20 protein-coding genes are annotated in these 22,477 nt (G+C 60.8%); 11 read left to right on the top strand and 9 right to left on the bottom strand.

Annotated features, from left to right (window positions below; all coding sequences use genetic code 11):
• On the bottom strand, positions 1-439 hold a 439-nt coding region (locus tag DYI20_RS06445; RefSeq protein WP_183145606.1), incomplete at its 3' end, for a transposase.
• 24 nt (positions 440-463) lie between these two features.
• Here DYI20_RS06445 and DYI20_RS06440 point away from each other — a divergent pair.
• The 6 genes from DYI20_RS06440 to DYI20_RS06415 all read left to right on the top strand — a co-directional run bounded on the left by DYI20_RS06440 (position 464) and on the right by DYI20_RS06415 (position 6,647).
• The gene (locus tag DYI20_RS06440) at positions 464-1,012 is read left to right on the top strand and encodes an integrase (RefSeq protein ID WP_122549136.1); all 549 of its coding nucleotides are present in this window, start codon (positions 464-466) and stop codon (positions 1,010-1,012) included.
• Positions 1,013-1,117: 105 nt separating this feature from the next.
• Positions 1,118-2,077: a type ISP restriction/modification enzyme gene (locus DYI20_RS06435; protein WP_166769947.1), complete on the top strand. Its 960-nt coding sequence runs from the start codon at positions 1,118-1,120 to the stop codon at positions 2,075-2,077.
• A 116-nt stretch (positions 2,078-2,193) separates the two neighbouring features.
• A complete protein-coding gene (locus tag DYI20_RS06430; protein WP_243857782.1) occupies positions 2,194-3,417 on the top strand; it encodes a CaiB/BaiF CoA transferase family protein in 1,224 nt (407 codons plus the stop codon).
• A gap of 5 nt (positions 3,418-3,422) precedes the next feature.
• Positions 3,423-3,869, top strand: coding sequence for an acyl-CoA thioesterase (locus tag DYI20_RS06425; RefSeq protein WP_122549135.1), 447 nt, complete (start codon positions 3,423-3,425; stop codon positions 3,867-3,869).
• Positions 3,870-3,902: 33 nt separating this feature from the next.
• The gene (locus DYI20_RS06420) at positions 3,903-5,117 is read left to right on the top strand and encodes an acyl-CoA dehydrogenase family protein (protein ID WP_122549134.1); all 1,215 of its coding nucleotides are present in this window, start codon (positions 3,903-3,905) and stop codon (positions 5,115-5,117) included.
• A 264-nt stretch (positions 5,118-5,381) separates the two neighbouring features.
• Positions 5,382-6,647: a dicarboxylate/amino acid:cation symporter gene (locus DYI20_RS06415; RefSeq protein WP_122549133.1), complete on the top strand. Its 1,266-nt coding sequence runs from the start codon at positions 5,382-5,384 to the stop codon at positions 6,645-6,647.
• Positions 6,648-6,705: 58 nt separating this feature from the next.
• Here the strand turns inward: DYI20_RS06415 and DYI20_RS06410 are convergent, their stop codons facing one another.
• From DYI20_RS06410 to DYI20_RS06370, 8 genes are all read right to left on the bottom strand, one after another.
• Positions 6,706-7,482, bottom strand: a complete 777-nt coding sequence (locus tag DYI20_RS06410; protein ID WP_122549132.1) for a hypothetical protein — start codon at positions 7,480-7,482, stop codon at positions 6,706-6,708.
• Complete coding sequence (locus tag DYI20_RS06405) at positions 7,479-8,378, bottom strand: ATP-binding cassette domain-containing protein (RefSeq protein WP_110100818.1); 900 nt, start codon at positions 8,376-8,378, stop codon at positions 7,479-7,481. The genes DYI20_RS06410 and DYI20_RS06405 overlap by 4 nt, the downstream gene beginning before the upstream one ends.
• Before the next feature lie 32 nt (positions 8,379-8,410).
• Positions 8,411-8,782, bottom strand: coding sequence for a GntR family transcriptional regulator (locus DYI20_RS06400; protein WP_424923557.1), 372 nt, complete (start codon positions 8,780-8,782; stop codon positions 8,411-8,413).
• 760 nt (positions 8,783-9,542) lie between these two features.
• The gene (locus tag DYI20_RS06390) at positions 9,543-10,916 is read right to left on the bottom strand and encodes a CitMHS family transporter (RefSeq protein WP_122549139.1); all 1,374 of its coding nucleotides are present in this window, start codon (positions 10,914-10,916) and stop codon (positions 9,543-9,545) included.
• Between the two features lie 495 nt (positions 10,917-11,411).
• Complete coding sequence (locus tag DYI20_RS06385; protein ID WP_122549130.1) at positions 11,412-12,662, bottom strand: PucR family transcriptional regulator; 1,251 nt, start codon at positions 12,660-12,662, stop codon at positions 11,412-11,414.
• Entirely contained in the window at positions 12,622-14,094 is a 1,473-nt protein-coding gene (locus DYI20_RS06380) for a phytoene desaturase family protein (RefSeq protein ID WP_279587237.1), read from the bottom strand. Before DYI20_RS06380 ends, DYI20_RS06385 begins: the two co-directional genes overlap by 41 nt.
• A gap of 8 nt (positions 14,095-14,102) precedes the next feature.
• Positions 14,103-15,971, bottom strand: a complete 1,869-nt coding sequence (locus DYI20_RS06375; RefSeq protein ID WP_122549128.1) for a DUF3556 domain-containing protein — start codon at positions 15,969-15,971, stop codon at positions 14,103-14,105.
• Positions 15,972-16,015: 44 nt separating this feature from the next.
• Entirely contained in the window at positions 16,016-17,494 is a 1,479-nt protein-coding gene (locus DYI20_RS06370; RefSeq protein ID WP_122549127.1) for a class I adenylate-forming enzyme family protein, read from the bottom strand.
• 316 nt (positions 17,495-17,810) lie between these two features.
• On the opposite strand from DYI20_RS06370, the gene DYI20_RS06365 reads away from it, so the two are divergent.
• From DYI20_RS06365 to DYI20_RS06345, 5 genes are all read left to right on the top strand, one after another.
• Positions 17,811-18,731 carry a 3-hydroxyacyl-CoA dehydrogenase gene (locus tag DYI20_RS06365; RefSeq protein WP_122549126.1) on the top strand — a complete coding sequence of 307 codons (921 nt, stop codon included), beginning with the start codon at positions 17,811-17,813 and terminating at the stop codon, positions 18,729-18,731.
• A gap of 206 nt (positions 18,732-18,937) precedes the next feature.
• Positions 18,938-19,474 (top strand): hypothetical protein, encoded by a 537-nt coding sequence (locus DYI20_RS06360; protein WP_122549125.1) that lies wholly within the window; start codon positions 18,938-18,940, stop codon positions 19,472-19,474.
• Positions 19,471-20,529, top strand: a complete 1,059-nt coding sequence (locus DYI20_RS06355; protein ID WP_110100827.1) for an efflux RND transporter periplasmic adaptor subunit — start codon at positions 19,471-19,473, stop codon at positions 20,527-20,529. Before DYI20_RS06360 ends, DYI20_RS06355 begins: the two co-directional genes overlap by 4 nt.
• On the top strand, positions 20,526-21,245 hold the full coding sequence (locus DYI20_RS06350) for an ABC transporter ATP-binding protein (protein ID WP_122549124.1): 720 nt from the start codon (positions 20,526-20,528) through the stop codon (positions 21,243-21,245). Before DYI20_RS06355 ends, DYI20_RS06350 begins: the two co-directional genes overlap by 4 nt.
• Positions 21,242-22,441 (top strand): ABC transporter permease, encoded by a 1,200-nt coding sequence (locus DYI20_RS06345; protein ID WP_244924666.1) that lies wholly within the window; start codon positions 21,242-21,244, stop codon positions 22,439-22,441. Before DYI20_RS06350 ends, DYI20_RS06345 begins: the two co-directional genes overlap by 4 nt.
• The last annotated feature ends 36 nt before the right edge of the window (positions 22,442-22,477 follow it).

Raw genomic sequence — 22,477 nt, 5'->3', positions numbered from 1 at the left:
GATGCTGGATATCGCGGATCGTCATTCCACCGGCATACAAGCTGATGATCATCTCATCCAGCCCGCCCAGCCGGCGCGAGCCCTTAGGCACCAGACGCGGGGTGAACGACCCGTCACGATCCCTAGGCACCGTCAGCTCGATATCGCCGACCTCGCTGGCGACCGTCTTGGAATACGAGCCATTACGGGCATTGACCGGCCGGTCCGTGACGGCTTTAGCCTCCCGGTCACCAGGCCCGTAACCCAGATGCGAGGTCATCTCAGCCTGCAGGCCCCGTTCGAGTGCTTCCTTGATCAGTTCAGGAATCACTCCACCGTTGCCGGTCAGCTCGATCTCACCGGCGTCGATCCGAGCGAAAAGCTCGTCCAAGGCGCCACTGGCCTTCAACTGCGCAACAACATCAGCCCCACCAGGCTGATCAACACGATCATCTGTCATGGTCATCATCATGTCCTCTCATCGATGACTCTGTACACAAACAATCTGACACCCTCGCACGAAGTCATGCACTGGGCTGCTGACCGGTTGATCTTTTTCACCCGGGGCCGGCCGTATCAAAAAAATGATCAAGCCACCGTGGAATCCAAAAACAACCACGCCGTGCGAAAATTTGGGTTTCACTACCGGTACGACACCGCAGATGAACGCGCCATCCTGGCGGCCCTATGGCAGGTGGTGGGTTTGAAACTCAACTACTTCACCGCCACCAAAAAACCCACCGGCTGGACCCAAGACGCCAGCGGGCGGCGCAAACGCCTCTATGACAAACCCAAGACTCCCTACCACCGGCTGCTGGATGCCGGGATCCTCTCCACCGCCCAACAAGAAGAGCTAGCGGCCATCTACCGCAGGATCAATCCAGCCCAGCTGACCCGCCAAATCCTGACCTACCAAGACCGGCTGATCAGCCTGGCCAAAGACAAAACCCTCACCATCGCCGCCGACCTCGACAGCAAGCACCAGGCCCGGCAAAAACGCCGCACCACCGGCATCCGCACCAAAGCCAGCTAACCCAAGTTTTCGCGCTCAAACTAGCTGAGGCACGACACTGCAGCCACGCGACCTCTCGCGCTCACGATCTGTGAGGCACGACTTACCCTTCGCGCTCAGTTTGACATGAGGCACTACGGGGTCTCCCGGCTCCCATCGATCTTCCCCACCCCGGCACACAACAACATCGGGTTCTACCAAGTTGGTAATGGTTCAGCAGTACCATTTTCCGTGATCGCGACAGATCTACTTCCTAATTTGCATGTGACAGGAGCGGGATCCGGAGGCCAGTTCTTCCCTCGCTTCACCTGGACACCGGTTGAGACGGATGACGGCTTATTTGCTGAGGGAATCGCAATGACACAAGAACACGAGCCGAGCGAGTACGGTGAGATCGGCGAAGTCGTCGACGGATACGTGCGCGTGGACAACATCACCGACGAGATTCAGGGGATCTACCGCGATGCCCTTGGTGCAGACATCACTGGTGATGACATCTTCCACTTCGTCTACGGCAAGCTACACGACCCCACCTACCGTAAGACCTACGCCGCGGACTTGAAAAAGATGTTGCCGCATATTGAAACGCCTACCTCGCGCGAGGAGTTCGACACCTTCGCCACCGCTGGACGCGAGCTCATGCAACTACACGTGGGATACGAGGACGTCGAACCGTGGCCTGTGACCGTCACCGTCACTGGCGACGAAAACGACCGGGAAACCTGGCGGGTCACCAAAATGGCATGGACGAAAACCACAGACCCGGAAACAGGCAAGAAGGTCAATGATGTCACCACGCTGAGGTACAACAAGCGCATCACCATCTCGGATATCCCCGCCGAGGCCGATGAGTACATACTCGGCTCGCGTAGCGCACTGGGATGGATCGTCGACCGCTACCAGGTCAAAAAGGACAAGGCCTCCGGCATCATCAACGACCCCAACGACTGGGCCGACGAGGTAGGCAACCCACGCTACATCATGGAGCTCATCCAGAAGGTCACCAAAGTGGCGGTGGAGACGGTTCGGATTGTTAACAGCCTCGGACATAACCCAGCAGAAGAGCCCGTTGATTCCCCTTTCTGATGTTGAACCACGGGTTGAGTGGCCGTCAAATAGGTCGCCGTTGCAGTCGCCCGTGCTATAGATATGAACTGAGCCACATTTGTTGTTTCGACGACCCAAGGTAGAGGACACCGCCGATGATGTCTGAGCACTCCGCAACGCATGATTCCAGTACCCCCACCGAAGGACCGTTGGCCGGGGTGGTGGTCGCCGACTTCTCTCGGGTCCTGGCCGGCCCCTATTGCACCATGTTGTTAGCCGACTTGGGTGCTACCGTCATCAAGGTCGAAGCGCCCTCCGGGGATGAAACCCGCACCTGGAAACCCCCGATGCGCAATGAGGTCTCCACCTATTACCTCTCGGTCAACCGCAATAAGCGCTCCATGGTGTTGGATTTGACCGAGGCAGCGGACTTACAGACCGCCTACGATCTGCTGGATCGGTCCGATGTGTTCATCGAGAACTTCAAGGCCGGTGGCCTGAAAAAATTCGGACTCGATCCCGATTCTGTCGCGAAGCGGTGGCCCCACCTGGTGCACGCCTCGATTACCGGTTTCGGCACCGCCGGCGGGGCCAAGATGCCGGGCTACGACCTGCTGGTCCAGGCGATGTCCGGGATGATGTCACTGACCGGGGAACCCGACGGTGACCCGCAACGCTCCGGTGTGGCCATCTTCGATATCATGACCGGCTTACACGCCGCGGTGGCGATCCTGGCCGGACTACGTGAAAAAGACCGCTCCGGGCTCGGCCAACACGCGGCATTGAACCTGTTCTCCTCCGCCTTATCGGGATTGGCCAATCAGTCCGGTGGCTATGCCGCGGCCGGCAACGTGCCCACCCGGATGGGCAATGACCACCCCAGCCTGTTTCCCTACGGGCCCTTCCGCGCCAGCGATGGGCCGCTGATCATCTGTTGCGGCAACGACGCCCAATTCTCGCGTCTGGTCACCGCGTTGGGCACCCCCGACCTGGCAACCGACCCCCGTTTTGAGACCATGTCCCAACGCAACGCCAACCGGGAAGAACTCCGCGTCTTGCTCGAAGAAGCCTTGGCCACCGATACCGCCGAAAACTGGGCGGATGTCTTGGGCAACGTGGGCCTACCCTGCGGGCCTATTCTGGGCATTGACGGTGGCGTGCAACTGGCCGAGGACCTTGGCCTAAACCCCATCGTGACCATGACAGACGAGAACAACCCCGAGCGCACGGTGCCGGTGATTGCCAACCCGATGAGTTTCTCCCGCTCCCCGATCTCCTACCGACACCTGCCACCCGAGTTAGGTGATTCCCACGACTGGGCGTTGGAATTTATCCGCACCACCGAACCCAAAAACCCGCACCACCACACAGAAAGCTAACGCTCGTGCCCGCAGAATCCCGCGCCCCCTCCAACGCTTTTCAGACCCGGTTGCAACTGCGCTGGGCCGACCAAGACCTCAACCACCACGTCAATAACGCCACGCTGCTGACCCTGATCGAAGAGGCCCGGGTGCTGGCCAATCAGTCCTGGACCGGTGACTCCACCGATGGCAATGTCGCCGGCACCTACCGGCTGGTGCGGGCGACCACGATCGACTACGTTGCCCCGGTGCACTATCTCCCCGACGACCCCGATTACCGTCACGCCGTCGACGCCCGCGTGTGGGTCACGAAGGTCGGCAACACCTCCTTCACCGTCGGCCACGAGCTCAGCCAGCCCCACCCCTGCGTTCACGCCGAAGCCGTACTGGTGGTGCTCTCCGCCGAAACCAACCGCCCCACCCCGATCCCTGAACCATTGCGCGACCTCTTGTTAGCCCAAACCAACTAGCTCTGCTCTCAGAGCAGCCACCAAGGACCCACCATGGCAACACCGCACGACGTGATCCACCACGCCGATTACTTTCAGCTCGACGCAAGCCTCAGCCCTGAGATCCTCGACTTACGCGACCGCATCCGAGTGTTCGGGGACGAACACATCCTGCCGGTGATCAATGAGCACTGGGAGCGAGCCGAGCTACCCACCGCGGTGCTGGAGCCGTTGGCCGAACTCGGGGTGATCGGCACCTACATCCCCAACTACGGCTGCCCCGGGCTCTCCCGCCTCGGCGCCGGCATCGTCGCCCGAGAATTCGGGCGCATCGACGGGTCCATCAACACCTTCCTCGGCGTCCACTCCAACCTCGCCATGGGCTCGATCTACCTGCTGGGCTCAGAAGAACAACGCCAACGCTGGCTACCCGAGATGGCTCGGATCACCAAAACCGGGGCCTTTGCCCTGACTGAGCCCGCCCACGGCTCCGACTCGGTCTCGCTCGAAACCTCAGCCCGGCGCGAGGGCGAGACCTGGGTACTGAACGGCCATAAACGCTGGATCGGCAACGGTCACGCTGCCGACCGCACCGTGGTCTACGCCCGGGACGTCGCCGACGGCAAGGTCAAAGCCTTCGTTGTCGAAAAACAGCCTGATGGCACCTTTCCACCCGGATATCGGCCCACCCCGATCGAAGGCAAGATGGCTAAACGCGCCATCGTGCAGGCCGATATCATCATCGACAATGTCGTCGTCCCCGAGGAGAACCGGCTGGCGCACTGCGAATCCTTCGCCGGCGTCACCCGGGTGCTCAATGCCACCCGGGGCGGGGCCAGCTGGGAAGCCGTCGGCCACGCGATGGCCGGTTTCGAGCTCGCTGCCCAATACGCCCTGCAGCGCGAACAATTCGGCTCCCCGATTGCCTCTTTCCAGCTGGTGCAAGAAAAACTGGCCACCATGCTCGCCGATCTCACCCAAATCCAGCTACTCACCACCCGGATGGCCGAACTGCAAGAACAAGACCAGCTCACCCAGGCCATGGCCTCCCTGGTCAAAATGACCACAGCGCGCACCGCGTTGGCGATCTGCCGTCAAGCCCGCGACATGATGGGCGGCAACGGGTTACTGCTGGAACACCACGTCGCCCGGCACCTAACCGATATGGAAGTCGTCTCCACTTACGAAGGCACCGACTCCATCCAGGCCCTAATCGTCGGCCGGGATATCACCGGCATCTCTGCCTTCACCCGTAAAGCCCGCGGGTAGCTTTGCCCGTCCCCAGCGCTACCCTCAGCTCGAGATACACGAAGGGATATCGACCAGCATTGGTTCATGTTTTGCCTTGTGAGTCACGTAATTCCTTCGGCTGTGTACGATCCCTGTAAGCACATATATGCAGGTCTTCCTCGCCAGACCCACCGCGAGGAGGGGTGTTGACGGTCACGCACCGGGGACGATTGATCTTGAGGACAGGCCTTGAGACAGTGCGCCGTGAGGTAGCGCGCCCTGGGCTGAATTTTCAAGGAGTCGATGATGTCCACAAAGAAATCGTGGTGGAGACGGTATCTAGATTTCCCACTGATCTGGAAACTGGCCATAGCCCTTCTTGCTGGACTCATCGTCGGCCTGGTCTGGGGCGAAGACGCAACGGTCTTAGAGCCGTTCGGCGAAATCTTCCTGCGCCTACTCAACATGCTGGTCATTCCCCTCATCGTGGCCACGCTCATCGTGGGAATTACGTCGGTGACCCCGCAAAAGCTCGGTCGTATTGGCGGAAAAATCTTCATCTACTATCTGCTGTCGACCTGCTTTGCTATTTCCATTGGACTTGGACTAGCTCTGCTCGTGAACCCGGGGAGCGGCCTGTCAGCCCCGGAGAACGCTGCTCAAGAAGGTGAGGAAGCCCCACCCTTAGCGGACGTATTTGTCAATATTTTTCCGGAGAACATCTTCCAGGCACTGGCCGAGGGCGACATCTTGGCCATTATGTTTGTCGTGCTGATCGTGGGTTTTGCCCTGGCCTATTTGATCGATAGCCATAACGAGAGCATACGCGACGGGGCCTTGACGATTCGCAAGATCTGCGTGACCGGGCAAGAGATCTTGTTCCTGATTATTCGGGGTGTGCTGGAGTATTCCCCCATTGGCGTCTTTGCACTGATAGCCGTGGCGATCGGTGACATCGGTGTCTCAGCGTTGGTGCCACTGGGACAGCTCATCCTGGTCATTTATGGCGCGGTCGTGGTCATGCTCGTGGTGTATGCCGTCTTCATTCTTGCGATGAGACGTTCGCCCCTCGAATTCTTCAAGGCCGCCAAAGAACCCATGCTGACCGGATTTGTCACCCGTTCTAGCTCAGGGACACTTCCGGTCTCTAGCCGTGCTGCTGAAAAACTCGGCATCCCACAGAGTACCTATTCGCTCACGTTGCCCTTGGGCGCCACCATCAATATGGACGGCACCGCGATCTATGTGGGTGCTTCCGTCGTCTTCGTCGCCGACGCGATGGGCACCACGCTGTCTGTTGCGGAAATCATCTCGGTGATCTTAGTCGGTGTTCTCGCTTCCATTGGCACTGCCGGTGTTCCAGGAGCAGGGATCATCATGTTGACCATGGCCGTTAATACGGCAGGGCTGTCCATGGCACCAGTAGCACTCGTTGCCGGTATTGACGCCATCCTCGACATGGCGCGGACCATGAATAACATTACCGGCGACTTGGCTGGAACTGTCGGGGTTGATGCGAGTGAAAAACGCCGGGAACGGAAGAAAGCCCGCGCCAGGCAAGAAGCCTGACCACTCGACGTGCGGGGGATTTTCTCGCTACCTCAACCCAGCGCGGAGTTATCTGTGCTCAGCCACGGGAGGTAGCTTTGCGGATCATCAGGTAGGTGACCACCGACTGCACCGCTGCCACCAGCAGCAGCCAGCCAGAGATGCTCAGCGCGTTCTGTTGGACCAGCCACTCCCAGACTCGCGACCACCCTTTGTTGAGGGTCACCAGTATTGCCGCACCCGCGATCACCACGATCACCGAGAGGATCAGCGTCCACAGCCGGGCCAAGCCCAGCCGCAGGTAGAGCAGCACCACGCCGAAGCCGAAGAGCATGACAACCAGGCAGAGCAGGGCAGCCACCACGCCGAGCAGCGGGATGCTGTTGCCCTCGCCCTGGGTCAGGAACGGCAGATCGAACACGTAGGTGTTGAAACCCAGCCCGTCAGTGGCCCGTTCCAGCCAGGCCATCAGCGAGGCCGCCAGCCCGAAGCCTGCCGAGACCGCCGCGAAGGAGAGAATAGCTCCTATGACGAAGGTACGCCGGCTGAAGCTCAGTGCCAGCGAGAACGGGAAGGTGTGAGAGGCCGCATAGGCTGCCATGAACCCCAGGGACCACAGGGTGGCCTGGCCGGCCCCGGTGTAGATCGGATCCTCGATCGTCTCATCCGCCATGACATGAATGGTGGCCCCTAGGCCCAGGGCGATGGCCCAGGCGATCAGGAACACCATGACCGGCACGCCGATCAGCATGGTGGGAACGGCGAACTGCAGCCGGAAGGCGGCAGGCACCCGGGCGAAACTGTTGGCTCGGGGGACGGTGGCGGTCTCGGTGGGGGAAACAGTTGCAGCGCTCATCGGGCAGCCTCCTCAGCAGTCTGGTCGGTGGTCTGTGTGGTCAGGTGGACGACCAGCTGCTGCAGCGAGACCGGCACCACGTCCAGGTCCAGCTCGCGCAACCGCTGTCGTTCGTCATCGGTCAGTGCGCCCATTACAGTGGTGCGCACCATGCGTCCCAGCGACTCGTGCGCCAGCACTTCGCGCCCAGCAGCGATCTCCTGAACCGCATCGGCACGGCCCACCAGGGTCACCGCACGTTCGCGCAGCGACTCGGCGGGCTCGTCCAATACGATCCGGCCTTTGTCGATCAGCACCACGTTCTCGATCAGGTGGGCGATCTCATCGATCAGGTGGCTGGAGAGCACAATGGTCCGTGGGTGCTCGGCATAGTCCTCCAGCAGCCGGTCGTAGAAGACTTTGCGGGCCACTGCGTCCAGGCCCATATAGGGCTCGTCGAAGAAGGTGACCTCCGCGCGGGAGGCGATGCCGATGATCACGGCCACCGCCGAACGCTGCCCCCGCGACATCTTCTTCACCTTGGTCTTCTTCGGGACTGCAAAGTCCTCACAGAGCCGGTGGCACAGCTCCCAGTCCCAGTTGGCGAATGCCTGGGAGGCGGCGTTGAAGGCATGATGGGCCCGTGCGTCGTCGGGGTATTTCTGGTCCTCGCGGACGAAGCAGATCTTCGGCAGCACCTGCTCGTTCTCGTGCGGCACCTGCCCGAAGACTCTCACCTCGCCCTCAGAGGGCCACTCCTGGGCGGTGATGATGGACATCAGGGTGGTCTTGCCGGCACCGTTGCGACCCAGCAGCCCGTGAATCGTGTCCTTCTCGAAGGTCAGATCGGTGGGATGCAGAGCCACCGTGCTGCCGTAGCGTCGGGTCAGGCCGCGCGTTTCGATGACGTTGCTCATCGTGTTCCTCTCACTCGTTGTCGGTGGTCTGCTTACGCCCGTTCGCGCAGCAACTCGATGACGTTCTCCACCGAGAGCCCGATGTGGCGGGCCTCGGCAAGCATCGGTGTGAGGTAGTGGTCGGCGAAGCTCTGACGGCGCTCTTCACGCAGTCGCTCGGCAGCACCCTCGGCCACGAACATGCCCACTCCGCGCCGCTTGATAAGAATCCCGCGGCCCACTAGCAGGTTGATGCCCTTGGCTGCGGTAGCCGGATTGATTCGGTGGAAGGTTGCAAGCTCATTGGTGGAAGGAGCACGCTCGCCCTCTGCGAGCGAACCGTCCATCACAGACCCCTCAATCTGTTCGGCGATCTGCACGAACAGCGGTCGTCCGTCCACCATCAGCTCACCACTTTCTTCCATCGCGGAAACAGCCCCGGTTACCACCTCTACTACCTCAGTGGTTCATTACTCCACTAATTAACCATAGAGGGTCGAGGGCGTCAACCCCTTCTACGATCGACTCCACCCAAGCACTACACTGGGGTGGATCGAGATGAGGTCTGCCGCGCCGGGGAAGACGTTGCCACCGGCCCCAGCAATATCCCTGCCGCTTGCTGCAAGCAGACTTGTCCGTCGCGAAGAGGGAAAGTTCGAACTATTCGAGTGGGCGCAGAAAAGTTCGCACAGACCGGATCAGATGGGGCTGATGCGTAGCCGGATCGAAATCGGGATGGGTGGCAGCTTGCAGGTATAGAGCCCCGATGAGGCTACTAATCCAGACAGCGGCCTCATCCAGGTCTAGCTCCGCGTCAACATGGCCGGCCTCTGTAGCACGCTGGCAACCCCATCATCACGCGACACACCAGCAACTGGACACCTCGATAAGACAACGGGGCGCTTGTTGTGAGTATCCTTTATGGCAATCTGTCCAGGTCTGCAGTCAAAGTATTTCTCGTATAAATCCCGACGTACGAAATCTCGCTCTTGACGTGATTTGGGCGAGCCTTAGCGCCTGACGACACCCACTCACTGCCTCCAACAACAAGTGAGCTATTGCATGTCTCGCGAGAGTCCCTTACATCAGAGCGCTCGGAGTCGGGCTGAACATGTGCATCACGACAGCAAGTCACGCTCGTTGCAAAATAGCGCAGGAAGCTTGCGCAATTGATCAACCTGGAGGCTAACTAATTCCAACGAGACCGAGTGCCATCGCAGCCAAGAGCATAAGGACAGAGAAGCCCCAGACGATAAAGAAGGAGTATTTCAGGTGTTGGCCAAAGTTTGCGTTGGCGAGGCCTAACATGAGCCACACGGCTGGGGAGAATGGACTGACGAAGGTTCCTATGACGTTGCCGACCATCATAGCGTGGGCCGTTTCAATGGATGAAACTCCGTACTGCGTAGCCGTGGCCTCCACGAGCGGTAGCACTGAGAAATAATAGGCGTCGGTTGACGTTAGAAGGTCCATTGGCACGCCGAGTACGCCCATTGCTATGTGGAGATTTGGGCCTAGGCCTTCTGGAATGACAGCCAGAGCAGACAGCGCAATAGATTCCAGCATCTTGGACTGATCAAGCACTCCAAGGAAGACCGAAGCTCCAAGGATGACTGCAGCCATCATCAACGCATTAGGCGCGTGCGCACGGATTCGTTCCATCTGCAATTTTGAACTACTGAAGTTCAGCGGTAAGGCGATCGCCACGCCAATCATGAACGCTAGATGGGGCGGGAGAACGTCGGCCAGCATGAGGCCGAAGATAGTGAGCGCAAGGATTGCATTGGTCCAGTAAATAGCCTTGCCGCTTCGCATTTGTGACACGATGTCGGCACGCTCGCGCAACTGACGTTCACTGAAGTTATCGGCAATGGATCGAATAGAGAAATCCTCTGCTAACTGAATTTCTCCAGCAGCAACTTGCTTTTGGATGCGCCTGGACTCGCGCATACCAAGCAGGACACCCAAAATGATTAACAGAACCACCCCAACACCCTGAAGCGGAATGAGAGGTAAGTAGATGTCTAGTGGTTCTTCTCCCGTCACTGCTACGACACGACCGGCGGGCCCTCCCCAGGGAACCAAATTCATGATCGACGCGGCGAGCGCAAGCATTAGTAGGAGCAAATATTTACTCATATTCAATGCTTGATAGAGTGGCAGAAGAGCCGGAACGGTGAGGAGGAAAGTAGTCGCTCCTGCACCGTCCAGGTGAGCGACAGCACCAATGAGACCCGTGCCGACAGTTACTAGGATGATTTTTCCTCGAGTGGCAAGGATCAGAGAGCGAATGACGGGGTCGAAGAGACCGGCATCGTAAAGAATCCCGAAAAAAAGAATCGCAAAGATGAACATTACAGTAACGTTCATCACTGTCGATAGGCCTTCACCCGCAAACTCCGCAATGTCTGTGATGCTGAAGCCGAGCAACAAGGCCCCTACAATGGGAATGAGAACCATCGCAACAATCGGAGAGACCTTGTTCCAGATCAATAGGGCAACAGTAGCTCCAATAATCCCGAGGCCACCTGCGGTGAGCAGGGTAGATGGCTCATCCATGTATTTGGCTCCGCTCAAAGAGTAGACAGAGGAGGGTTCTTCCCTGAATGACGTACCGAACCTCAGTTATGGTACCTGCTTCTGATTAGTTTGAGAAATACGCGTGACGTATCTCAGGTCTTGTCCCGTTTGGGAAGATGAGAAAACCTGACTGGTGCCGAGATAATTTGCGGAGGACGCGAGGATTGCGTGGTCTGTCTCGTTGAGTATCGCTCTTGGCAGTAAACATGTCGATGTAGCCCGCATGCCAGCTTGTGGCATTTATATTGGGTTTTATGGCGCGCAGCCCGGCAAGGGCCATAGCAGGCCCGCCGCGCAGTATGTACCAATACACAGTCAGCTCACGCGTTGAGTCATGAAGTAGCTGACACGACAATCTTCAGTTCCGCGTCGATGGGTCCTTCATGCGTGTTGCAGAAGAGGCCTTGATCCAGCCGGCGGTGCAGTCGCTGATACTGCTAATCTCACCGCACTCGGCCCTTCACCTCCAGCGATTCATCCGGACTGTTCACTGAACTGTCGTGTGGCCAGCCCGAGGATCTCACAGACCTGCAGGGCCATCGCTAAATCGGTGGGAGTACTGGCCAAAGGTTTCCCGCGCAGCTCGATGGCCTTCTCCACCCGGTAGCGGACGGTATTGCGGTGTAAGTTCATCGCGTTTGCGGTGCGGGTATGGCTACTCTCATTGGCCAGAAAACAACTCAGCGTCTCCCGCAATCGCTCCGCGTTCTCGCTGGCCTCACACAATCCCCGGAGTTGATCGGCCACCCACGCTTGCGTCGCCGGCAGATCATGGACCAGCACCGAGGTAATGGCTACACCTGGGTCGCCGTAGAACATAGCCCGTGGTGTGGTCTTCCCCGAGGCTAACGCCACGCGCATCGCGGCCTCGGCTTGCACATGGGAACAGCGAAAACCGACGACACCGGCTTCGGTACTACCAAAGGCAATCTTGCTACCCGGCAATTCTGCCAGCGCGGCGTCAAGCTGGGCGGGGTCGGGTCGTTGGGCTCGTCCCACCCCGAACCAGACCCACGCTAATCCCCGGTCAACAGCAGTAAACAGGTGCGGGGTGCCACGTCCGAAGGCACGAGCAACCTGCGAGGTCAGCGTCAGCAGGGCCGGCGTGGAATCCACCCCCGGGTTGGCGTCATCCACCCAAACCATTGCCGCTCGGTGAATCAGATCCAGCCGATAGTGGGCGCGTGCCTCAAAGGTACTGGGAGCCACGGGCTGCTGGTCCAGCACCTGGCGGACCAGGCTCGCGGTGGCTGAAGCGCTATCTTCTAACCGGTGCCGTGTTTCCTCGGCGTGGACAGCCAGCACTTCCTGGGTGATCCAGTCAATATAGCTGTGAAAGAACCCATCGATATAGTGCTGGATTTCCAGCTTGGCTTCGGGCGGGCTATCCAAAGCCAACACTTCTTCAAAAACAAAGGCACGAAACGCTGCCGTTCCCACGTGGTAGGCCCTGCGCAGCGAATCCGAGGGGATCCCCCGTTGGGCGAGGCGATGAGCATATTCGATGGTAGCCGGATGAGCCTGGACTCGCTCGAGCGGGATGGCGTTACACAGCATGGAGGCAATCGTGGTGGCATTGCCTTCCACACTGGCCGCCAAGGACGTGAGTAACTCGGGCTCGTCGAGATAGTCCACGTTCCGGGCGATGGTTTTGGTCGTCTCCGAACTGATTTCCTCGAGTCGCTCAGACATTCTCTGGCCGACCAGCGAGATCTCGGTCTCCACGCACCGGGCTCCTTTCCTCAATTCTGCCGGCCCGCCGGAGTTCAGCCAGGGCTGACTGGGCCGCGTTATAGCCACACATCCCGTGGGCACCGGCTCCGGGCGGGGTGGCCGCCGAACAGAGGTAGAGTCCCGGTGCACCGAGCGAATAGGGGTTGATACTCGGCCGGGGCCGCATCAGCAACTGCCAGGCTGAATTGGCGCCGGTGACGATGTCCCCACCCACATAGTTGGCGTTGTGGGATTCTAGGTCCTGGGCTGACCGGACGTATCGGCCCACGATCCGGTCGCGGAACCCGGGGGCAAACCGTTCGATCTGTTCCTCGATCGCGACCGTGGCATCTCCGCGGAATCCGGCCGGTACGTGTGCGTAGGCATCCACCGGATGAACCGTGCCGGCAGAGCGATCCGGATCCGCCAAATACTGCTGGCCCAAGAGCACGAAGGGGCGCTCTGGCATGCGTCCGCGGTGGATTTCTCGCTCTGCAGTAGCGACCTCGTGATAGGTCCCGCCCACGTGTACCGTGCCGGCAGACCGGGCTGGCTCGTACCGCCAGGGGATGCCACCTTCCACGGCAAAGTTCACCACGAATGCTCCGGGCCCGTGTCGGAAGGATCGCAACCCGCACCGGACTGGGTATGGGATCTGCGCCCCGCCGATTTCCAGCGCGGCGGCCGGACTGGTATCGAGCATGACCACATCGGCTGGCGGTAGATCCAACAAGGACCGTACGCGCAGCCCGGTTTCTACCCGCCCGCCGAGATCCTCCAGTGCCGCGATCATCGCCGCCGAGATGTCCTGAGATCCTCCGGCGGCCACCGGCCACCCGTAGGTGTGGGCGGCGGTGCCCAAGGCGACACCAATGGCCGAGGATGCCAGAGAGCCGAAGGGGCGGAAGGCGTGGGCGGCCACCCCGGCGAAGAGGGCGCGTGCCTGAGGTGTGTGCCACAGTTTTCCGAGCAGGGTAGCCGGCATGCCGGCAAAGGCTCCGAAGTGGGCCAGCTTGCACGCGTGATGTGGCAGGTGCAACATCGGTTGCAAAAAGTCCTCGGTGATCTCCGGGAAGTTTTCGGACAGTGGCCCAAAGACCCGTTGCCACATTGGTCCGTCACTGCCCAGACGCTCTGCTGTGGTGGCCACATCCTGCCAGGCGGCCACCCCGGTTCCGTCATCGAGCGGTTGGGCATATTGCACCTCAGGGCGTCGCCATTCTAAGCCGTACCGATCCAGGCGAGCGGTGGCAGAAAAGGCGGTCTCCACGGCAAGCGGGTGGAAGCCGGAACATTCGTCGTGGAGGACTCCAGGCACCGTGAGTTCCGCTGAGCGGGCTCCACCGCCGGGTTGTTCGGCAGCTTCCAGCACGGTGACCTCCAGTCCTGCACGGGCCAAGGTCACGGCGGCAGCGAGCCCATTGGGCCCGCTGCCAACCACCATCGCTGTCGTCATTCGGTTATTTTCTCACGATCAACTGTGACGGGTACAACCTTGACCTGCGGGGCACCCGTGATCTCCGCGTCACTGTCGTGGCGGCCATAGATCGCATCACCGGGTGCCTGATAGCCCGGACGGGTCCAGGTCACGGTGTGCGGGATCGGGCCATCGGGTAGCCACGGCTGGGTCTCGGAGGAGTCCCGGGTGTAATACCAGCCACGCTCCACCACGCCCAAGGCCGCATCAATCACCCGGTACTCGGTCCGGTTACGGTGGATGGGTTCGGATTCGGTGAAGACCACCACCAGATCGCCCGGTTCGTAGTTGCACCGTTTCTGCACGGCACTGATCAGCCGCTCATCGTGGAGGTGACCGTCACCGAACTGCCAGCCAATGAGCGGCGAACAAATCGTCTCCCCTTCCCGTAACCGGTAGGTGTCGATATTGCTGGTGTGCCGGTACAGCATCGAGTAGCACGCCCGTCCCATACTGTGCATGGCGCGGAAGGCATTGCCTTTCTCGGTGAATATCCCAGCCAGCTCTTCACCGAAGGCTGCCTTGAGCTGGGTGGAGTGCATCTGATTGGACTTCGTGATGTGGGTTTCCAGTTTGTTTTCGGCGTCCTCGTCGCGGAATGCCCACACGGTGCAGGCCCAGTTGCCGGCGTATTGACGGTAGGAGACCAAGAAGGAGATCCAGTCCGGACGGAGATTACCGATAATGGGCCAGATCACCATACCGCCAATCACTGCGACAGCGACCCATGGCGAGCTGAAGTCGAAGACCCCGTAGCCGGCTTCGGCCGGGTAGTTCCAGAACAGGAAGTAGGCGGCAAAGATAAAGAAGATATTCCACTCCAGCGGGACCGCCAGCGGCAGGGTCGAGATGATGAACACGTGGAAGGCGATGATGGCCACCAGCGCAATCAAGGTCAGGGTGCGGTTGGTGGAGAACAACAAGACCAGCGGTGCCACACCCTCCACCAAGGTCCCGAGTCCGTGAGCCATGATGGTGGTGAACCGTGAGGGCCGCATATCTCGCGGGAAGTCTCGGTACAGCGCCCGTTTGGCCGCCCGCGTGGGGATCCAGGGCGTATTAGCCATCATCGCTGCCACCGTCGGGGTGAAGTGACGTCCGAACTTCGAAATCGCTGCCCCGACCCAGACCACGACGATCACGACCTTGGCGGCGATGATCATATCGGTGAAGCTGGCCAGGACCGCAAAAGCCAACAAGATCGGCGGGTACTGTTCGGCTCGTGAGGTGAGGAACACGACCTTATCGCGCAACCCCATCAAACCCAGCAGGCCTAAATAGGTCAGCATCGCCCAGGCTGGCAACAGCCCGGCTTGGGCGTCGGGGACCAGCTCGGTGCGGGTACCCGGGTGCATCAGCAGGAACACTAGGTTGGCTAAGAGCGCGATATACACACCCACGTCCCACAGCGTGCGGTGGTCCCCGGAGGTACCGGGTACCTTATCCGGCCACGGCGGTACGCGCAGCGTGCCGGGGCGCAGGTAGTAGAGAATGCCACCGATCGGTGGGCTGATTTTGAACGCCAATGGCCCTGAGGACGAGGACAGGCCGGTGATCTCGAACAGGATCGTCCAGACCATCAGTTTCAGGTAGACAATCGGTTCGGTCCACCACTCGGTGAAGGCGCCAAAACCGCCCAGCGCCGGGGTGGTAAGCCCGACGATGACCACACCGAGGGCGATGTAGAGGGCCATTTTGATGATGTAGAACAGCAGGATGTATTTCGGGACGCCGAAACCGTACTCGCCCCAGTGTTGCGACAGGACCTTAATCCGGTCCCGAAAAGGCATCTGATCCAGTGGTACGGGACCCGCCGGGGGCAGGTCCGGAGTGCGGATACCCATGATTCCTCCTTGAAACGTGGGCCGAAAAAACTCAGAGCGGGGCGCTAGGAGGCTGCCGAGGCCTCCTGGCGCAGACGAGGCTTATCGATCTTGCCGACGGGGTTCTTGGGAATCTCGTCAATGATCGTCAGTTCAACGGGCACCTTGATCTTGGTCAGGTGCTTGCGACATTCGGCCAGCAAGTCCTCGGGTGTGAGGGTGCTGCCGGAGTACAGCGAAACGCGAGCGACGGGGACTTCGCCCAGGGAGGGGTCGGGTTTACTAATCACCGCGGCTTCCAGCACACCCTCGACGCCGTAGAGCACGGATTCGATCTCCTTGGGGTAGATGTTCTCTCCGCCACGGATAATCATGTCTTTGATGCGGTCGACAATGGTGAGATACCCGTCCTCGTCGAGCTTGCCAACATCACCGGTGTGCAACCAGCCATCGACCACGGTCTTGGCGGTGGCCTCGGGTTTGCCGAGATAGCCCCGCATCACGGTGGGACCACTAATGATGATTTCGCCGGTTTCACCGGTGGGCACCTCGTTGTCTTCGGGGTCGACAATCCGGATCTGTTGGCCGGGTAGCGCGATACCCACGGTGCCGGGCTTACGCACCCCCTCAATGGGATTCGAGGCCGATGCACAGGTGCCTTCGGTCAACCCGTAGCCTTCGACAATGGCGATATCGAACATCTCCTCGGCCCGCTGGAGCAGTTCCGCCGAGGCCGGAGCCGCACCGCAGACGGCAAAGCGTAGCGAGCTGGTGTCCGGGATGGCCTCGGCCGGTAGGGCGGTGAGATGAGCCAGGATGGTGGGCACACACGAGAAGTAGGTGGGGCGGTATGTTGCAATCGCTTCCAAGAACTCCACCGGGTGGAAGCGCTCCAGAATGGTGGTCCGGGTCCCGGCCCGTAGCGGGGTGAGGATACTGACCAGCAACGCATTGGAGTGAAACAGTGGCAGCACCAGCAGACAGTGCTCGTCGCCGGTGAAATTAAAGGCCCCCATCATTTGTCCGGTCATGGCGTGCAGATTCGCGTGATCGAGCATCACGCCCTTGGGCCGACCGGTGGAGCCACTGGTGTAGATCAGCAAGGCAATATCTTGGGCAACCGCTTCCGGATCGGGCTCGTGGTCGGCGGCGGGGTTCTCGGTCGTCTTGTTCTCAGCGAGCACGTCGTTGACATCGATGGTGGCCAGTAGCTCAGCGAAGCGATCCGGTTCTGCGGTGACGATCACCTTCGCCCCGGAGTCGGTGAGCTGATGCGTGGCCTCCCGGTCGGTAAACACCGGGTTGATCGGCGTGGCGGCAGCGCCCAGACGCCAGGCAGCAAAAATCGCGACCACCAGCTCAACCCGATTGGGCAACATGATGGCCACCACATCGCCGTGGCCGATACCGTGGTCGGCCAGCTGGGAGGCAAGCGCCCGAGAACTCTCCGATAATTCTCGATACGACAGTGAGTGGTTCGCATCGGTCAAACAGGTCTGATCTGCTCGCTCGGACGGGGCTAGCCACGGGAAGTAGGTAGACATCGGGGAAACCTCCTGCTACTGATGACTCTCGTCGTCGATGGTGTCTGTGTGCCTTCACTCTAAACCGGTTGTGAGCTAGCTCACATAGCCTGTGACGACAAACTTCGCAGCGGCGTTTGTGCAGTCTGCACTATGACTGCTGGCTGACACTGTCCCGACCGCCTTAACCCGCGGTTCACTCTGGGCGATCGGTTGCCTGGTGTGCTGGCGCCAGTAGCCCCTACACATCCCGCGGGGCGGGGCGTAGCATCGCAACTGTACGGAACGGAGTTGACCATACGATGTAACCGCTCCATAACTGCAGATGGGAGACATAATGTCTGATGTTCAGAATTTGACCGTGTTGGGCGCCGGAAACCTAGGCGCACAGATCGCTATGTTCGCCGCGTACAACGGCAAGAACGTGGTGAGCTACGACATCAACGACGACGCACTCAAGGCCGCTGAGGGCCGGTTCGAGAACATCGCGAAGAAGTACCGCCAGTACTTCACCGATCAGCCCGAAGAGAAGATCACCGAGGGTCGCCAGCGCATTACCCAGACCGCTGATCTGGCAGAAGCCGTCAAGGACGCCGATCTGATCATTGAGGCCGTTCCGGAGAAAACCGAGATCAAGAACGACTTGTACGGCAAGCTCGCTGAGCTGTTGCCCGAGAAGACCATCGTGGCCACCAACACCTCGACCTTCCGCCCCTCGGACTTCGCCGAGCTGACCGGTCGCCCCGAGAAGTACCTGGCCATGCACTTCGCCAATGACATTCACAAGCAGAACATTGTCGAGATCATGCCCACCGGCCAGACCGATCCGGAGGTCTTCAAGACCGCTGTGGAGGCCGCTGAGGAGTTCGGCATGGTGCCGATCGAGCTCAACAAGGAGCACCCGGGCTACGTGATCAACACGCTGTTCGTGCCCTGGCTGGAAAACGGTGCCAAGCTGTGGACCCGTGGCATCACCGACGTGGCAACCGTCGAGAAGGTGGCCCGGATCATCACCGAAGGCGACCGCTTCACTCCGTTCCGCCTATTCGACGTGGTCGGCTTCGGTGTCTCCTACGCCATCGAGTCCAATAAGACCGATGACGAGGACTCCCAAGAAATGGCACGCCGTCTGAAGTGGGCCTTGGACAACGACTACCTCGGCGTCGAGAACGGTAAGGGTTTCTACCTCTACGACGACAACGGTGAACCCACCGGCCTATCCGAGTTGGCTACCCGCGATTGGTCCTCCGAGAGCTAATCGCTACTCTGCTGTAGCTCATCGCCCGTCGGCACCCGGTGTGCCGGCGGGCGATGTGCGTGGACGGACTGGTGACACCGCGAGAACATCTCTTTACCTTCTGACAACCTTCGATCTTCGAGACTGGAACATGTCCTGTTGTTCAGGACGCCGACGGCGAGGACAATCAGCCGGTCGGCCCCGACGCCAACGACGGAGGTTATCAGATGCGTCAACTCATCAAGCCCGGTGTGCTCCAGGTATCGGCCGCTGTGTGTGCGGCAACTCTGGTGTTGAGTGCCTGCGGTGACGGCAAAGATCAGAACAACGACTCCGAGGCGAGCGCCGAGACGGAGCTCAATGCCGGTAGCGCCTCGAGCGTGGAACAGTGGCAACACGATTTCACCCAGTGCATGAACGATGAGGGGATCGAGCTCGGCGACGGTGGTGCGATTCCGGTCAACCCCGACGGCTCCTTTGGCGGCAGTGAAGACCCGGCCGCTTTCGACGCGGCCTTGCAGAGTTGCGAGGAAAAGATCGGTCCGCCACCGCAGGACGCCAATGTCGCCGATAACTCGGAGCTGGAAGCCATGATGCTGGAGTTCTCCCGGTGTATGCGCGAAGCTGGCTACGATGTACCGGATCCGGACTTCAGCTCGGGCCAGGGGCCGGTCGTCAGTGGCGTGCCGGATGCCGATCCAGCCGATGTCGAACAGTGCTCGAATGAAGCCGGCCTGATCCCCGGAGCAGAGGTGGGCCAGTGAGTACCCTGAAATCTCGGGCGGTCATCGGCTCTGTGCTCGTCGCCGGCGTCTTGGCAGCCGGAGCCGGTGGCTTTGTGGTCGCCAATGCGGTCCACGACGATGCTCCGGCTCCCGCAGCCGCTGAAGTCGAGACCGCCAATGCTGAACAAACCGACCTGCACGAACGCGTTGAGGTCAAAGGCACCCTGGGATATGGTCCCGCCCAGACGGTGGGCACCGAACTCTCCGGCACGCTGACCTCGGTGGCCTCACCGGGTAGCACCGTGAAACCAGGCGAGGAGCTGATGCGTCTCGACGACCGCCCGGTGGTAGCTATGCGCGGCAAGTTGCCGGCCTGGCGCACCTTTGAGTTGGGTATGCCCAACGGTCGCGATGTGGAACAACTCGAGCAGAACCTGGCGGATCTCGACTACTTCTCCGGTACACCGGATCAACGCTTCGATGCAGCCACCGCTACGGCGATTGGACGGTGGCAAAAGGATCTCGGCCTGCCCCAGACTCAGCAGATCGAGCGTGGTCGCGTGGTCTTTCTGCCCAGCGATGTGCGGGTCAATAAACGCCTGTCCGAAGCCGGTAGCCCCGCCAGTGACGGGGTCCTGGAAGTCACCGACACCAGGCTATTTGCCACCGCAGAGGTGCAAACCGCCCAGCAAGACTTACTGACCACCGGCCAAGAGGTCACCGTGCGACTACCCAACGGTGACGAAGCCGAGGGAGTCGTCGAACAGGTCGATCCCGCCGTGGAAAAAGAGGACGATTCCGGCAAGACCAGCGTGACGATTCCGGTCCGGGTGGCGTTAAAAGACCCGTCCGTGGCCGCCTCCTATGCCAATGTTCCCGTCACGGTCGTGGCGACCCGCACGGTGGCCGAGGACGTGCTGACCGTTCCGGTGCGCGCGTTGCTGGCCCAATCCGGTGGCGGCTACGCCGTTGACGTCGTCGACGGGGACACCGTGCAGCGCGTGCCGATCAAGGTCGGAAAGTTCGCCGATGAGATGGTGGAGGTCACCTCCGGTGAGCTTGCGGCCGGCGATAAGGTGGCGGTGGCCGAGTGAGTACCGCCGAGACCCTATTGTCCCTGCAACAGGTCTGCCGTACCTACGGGTCCCCGCCCACCGTGGCGTTAGACGGGGTGAGTTTTGACGTGCACCCCGGCGAGCGCGTGGCGATCATTGGGCCGAGTGGTTCGGGCAAAACCACGTTGCTGAATCTGATCGGCACCCTCGATCGGGCCACCAGTGGCGAGGTGATCCTCGCCGGGCACCGCGCCTCGGCCGCCAGTGACGCCGAGCTGTCCGCCTTGCGGGCCACGCTGATCGGGTTCGTCTTCCAGCAGTACCACCTCGATGAGTCCCAGACCGCTGTCGATAATGTTGCCACCGGTTTGCTGTACCGGGGGCTACCGCTGGACGAGCGGCGCGAACGCGCCCATCACGCCCTGGACCGGGTGGGCTTGGCTGACCGAGCGGGCCACACCCCGAAACAACTCTCCGGCGGGCAACGTCAACGCGTGGCCATCGCCCGGGCAGTGGTCGGCAACCCCCCTTTATTGCTGGCCGATGAGCCGACCGGGGCCTTAGACTCCCGCTCCGGCGCGCAGGTGATGGACATCCTGGAACAACTCAACGAATCCGGCACCACGGTGCTGGTGATTACCCACGACCGCGACGTGGCCGCCCGGTTCCCCCGCCAGATCGCGATCCGCGATGGCGCGGTGGAATCCGATACCGGCACGCACGCACCGATCACAGCTGAAAGTGAGATGACGTGAGCGCACCGACCACCATCCATGCCTCCCGGCTGCGCCTGACCGACCTGTTGCGTCTGGGCTGGAACGGGGTGCGCGCCCATCCAGCTCGGGCCACCCTGTCGGCCCTGGGGATCGCCATTGGGATCGCTGCGATGATCGCGGTGATCGGGATCTCGCTGTCGAGCCAGGCCAAGGTGCAAGAACGCCTGGCCGCCCTGGGCACCAATATGCTCACCGTGACCCCGGGCGAGTCTTTCTCCGGAGAACAGACCGTGCTACCGGCCGATTCCGCGGCTCGGCTCCGTCGGGTCGACGGGGTCGAACAGGTCAGTTGGTTGGCCGAACTGACCGGTGTGCACGCCTACCGCAACTCCCACATCGATCCGGGCCAAACCAATGGGCTCACCGTGGCCGCCGCCGATGAGGAACTCTTGGAGGTCACCTCCACCTCGTTGCGTAACGGCACCTGGTTCAATCGGGCCACCGGCCAGTACCCCACCACCGTGCTGGGGGCCACCGCCGCCCAACGCCTCGGCATCGCCACCCCAGGTGCAACGGTGAGTCTCAACGGAATCACCTACACGGTGCTGGGAATCCTCAACCCCTCACCCCTGGCTGCGGAGTTGAACACCTCGGTGCTCGTCGGCGCCGAGCAGGCCCACCAGCAGCTGGAGTTCTCCGGCTCACCGACCACACTGTTTGAACGCTCTACCGACGAGGCGGTGACTGCCGTCCGGGATCTGATCCCCTCGACCATCAACCCGCAACGGCCCAATGAGGTCAGCGTCAGTCGCCCCTCCGACACACTGGCGGCCCAAAACGCCATCGATACCGCCTTTACCGGACTGCTGGTGGGTGTGGGCTCGATCGCGCTGTTGGTCGGCGGGATCGGGGTGGCCAATATCATGGTCATCACCGTCATGGAGCGCCGTCGCGAGATCGGCTTGCGCCGGGCACTGGGTGCTACCCGCGTCCACATTCGGCGCCAGTTTATGGTTGAATCGGTGCTACTGGCGAGCTACGGTGGCGTCGCCGGCATCGTGTTAGGCGGGCTGTGTACCCTGGTCGTCTCCCTGGTCAACGGGTGGATGCCCACGCTCCCGCCGCTGATTCCACTATTGGGGATCACCGTGACCATCCTGGTCGGGGCGATCGCCGGGGTCTTGCCGGCCATGCGCGCAGCGAACACCTCCCCGACCGCGGCACTGAGCACATGATCTCCGCCACCACACCACCACAACAACTACCGGGAG

It is taken from the genome of Auritidibacter ignavus (assembly GCF_003703835.1).
Classification (GTDB): domain Bacteria; phylum Actinomycetota; class Actinomycetes; order Actinomycetales; family Micrococcaceae; genus Auritidibacter; species Auritidibacter ignavus.
This window is presented reverse-complemented; position numbering and strand designations above follow the sequence as displayed.

Bases quoted from the DNA above. Each gene is read 5' to 3' on its own strand.
- DYI20_RS06400 (WP_424923557.1), bottom strand. From the start codon at position 8,782: ATGGAAGAAAGTGGTGAGCTGATGGTGGACGGACGACCGCTGTTCGTG.
- DYI20_RS06405 (WP_110100818.1), bottom strand. From the start codon at position 8,378: ATGAGCAACGTCATCGAAACGCGCGGCCTGACCCGACGCTACGGCAGC.
- DYI20_RS06375 (WP_122549128.1), bottom strand. From the start codon at position 15,971: ATGGGTATCCGCACTCCGGACCTGCCCCCGGCGGGTCCCGTACCACTG.
- DYI20_RS06415 (WP_122549133.1), top strand. From the start codon at position 5,382: ATGATGTCCACAAAGAAATCGTGGTGGAGACGGTATCTAGATTTCCCA.
- DYI20_RS06390 (WP_122549139.1), bottom strand. From the start codon at position 10,916: ATGGATGAGCCATCTACCCTGCTCACCGCAGGTGGCCTCGGGATTATT.
- DYI20_RS06440 (WP_122549136.1), top strand. From the start codon at position 464: ATGACTCTGTACACAAACAATCTGACACCCTCGCACGAAGTCATGCAC.
- DYI20_RS06420 (WP_122549134.1), top strand. From the start codon at position 3,903: ATGGCAACACCGCACGACGTGATCCACCACGCCGATTACTTTCAGCTC.
- DYI20_RS06365 (WP_122549126.1), top strand. From the start codon at position 17,811: ATGTCTGATGTTCAGAATTTGACCGTGTTGGGCGCCGGAAACCTAGGC.
- DYI20_RS06430 (WP_243857782.1), top strand. From the start codon at position 2,194: ATGATGTCTGAGCACTCCGCAACGCATGATTCCAGTACCCCCACCGAA.
- DYI20_RS06410 (WP_122549132.1), bottom strand. From the start codon at position 7,482: ATGAGCGCTGCAACTGTTTCCCCCACCGAGACCGCCACCGTCCCCCGA.
- DYI20_RS06380 (WP_279587237.1), bottom strand. From the start codon at position 14,094: ATGGTGGTTGGCAGCGGGCCCAATGGGCTCGCTGCCGCCGTGACCTTG.
- DYI20_RS06360 (WP_122549125.1), top strand. From the start codon at position 18,938: ATGCGTCAACTCATCAAGCCCGGTGTGCTCCAGGTATCGGCCGCTGTG.
- DYI20_RS06435 (WP_166769947.1), top strand. From the start codon at position 1,118: ATGAGGCACTACGGGGTCTCCCGGCTCCCATCGATCTTCCCCACCCCG.
- DYI20_RS06370 (WP_122549127.1), bottom strand. From the start codon at position 17,494: ATGTCTACCTACTTCCCGTGGCTAGCCCCGTCCGAGCGAGCAGATCAG.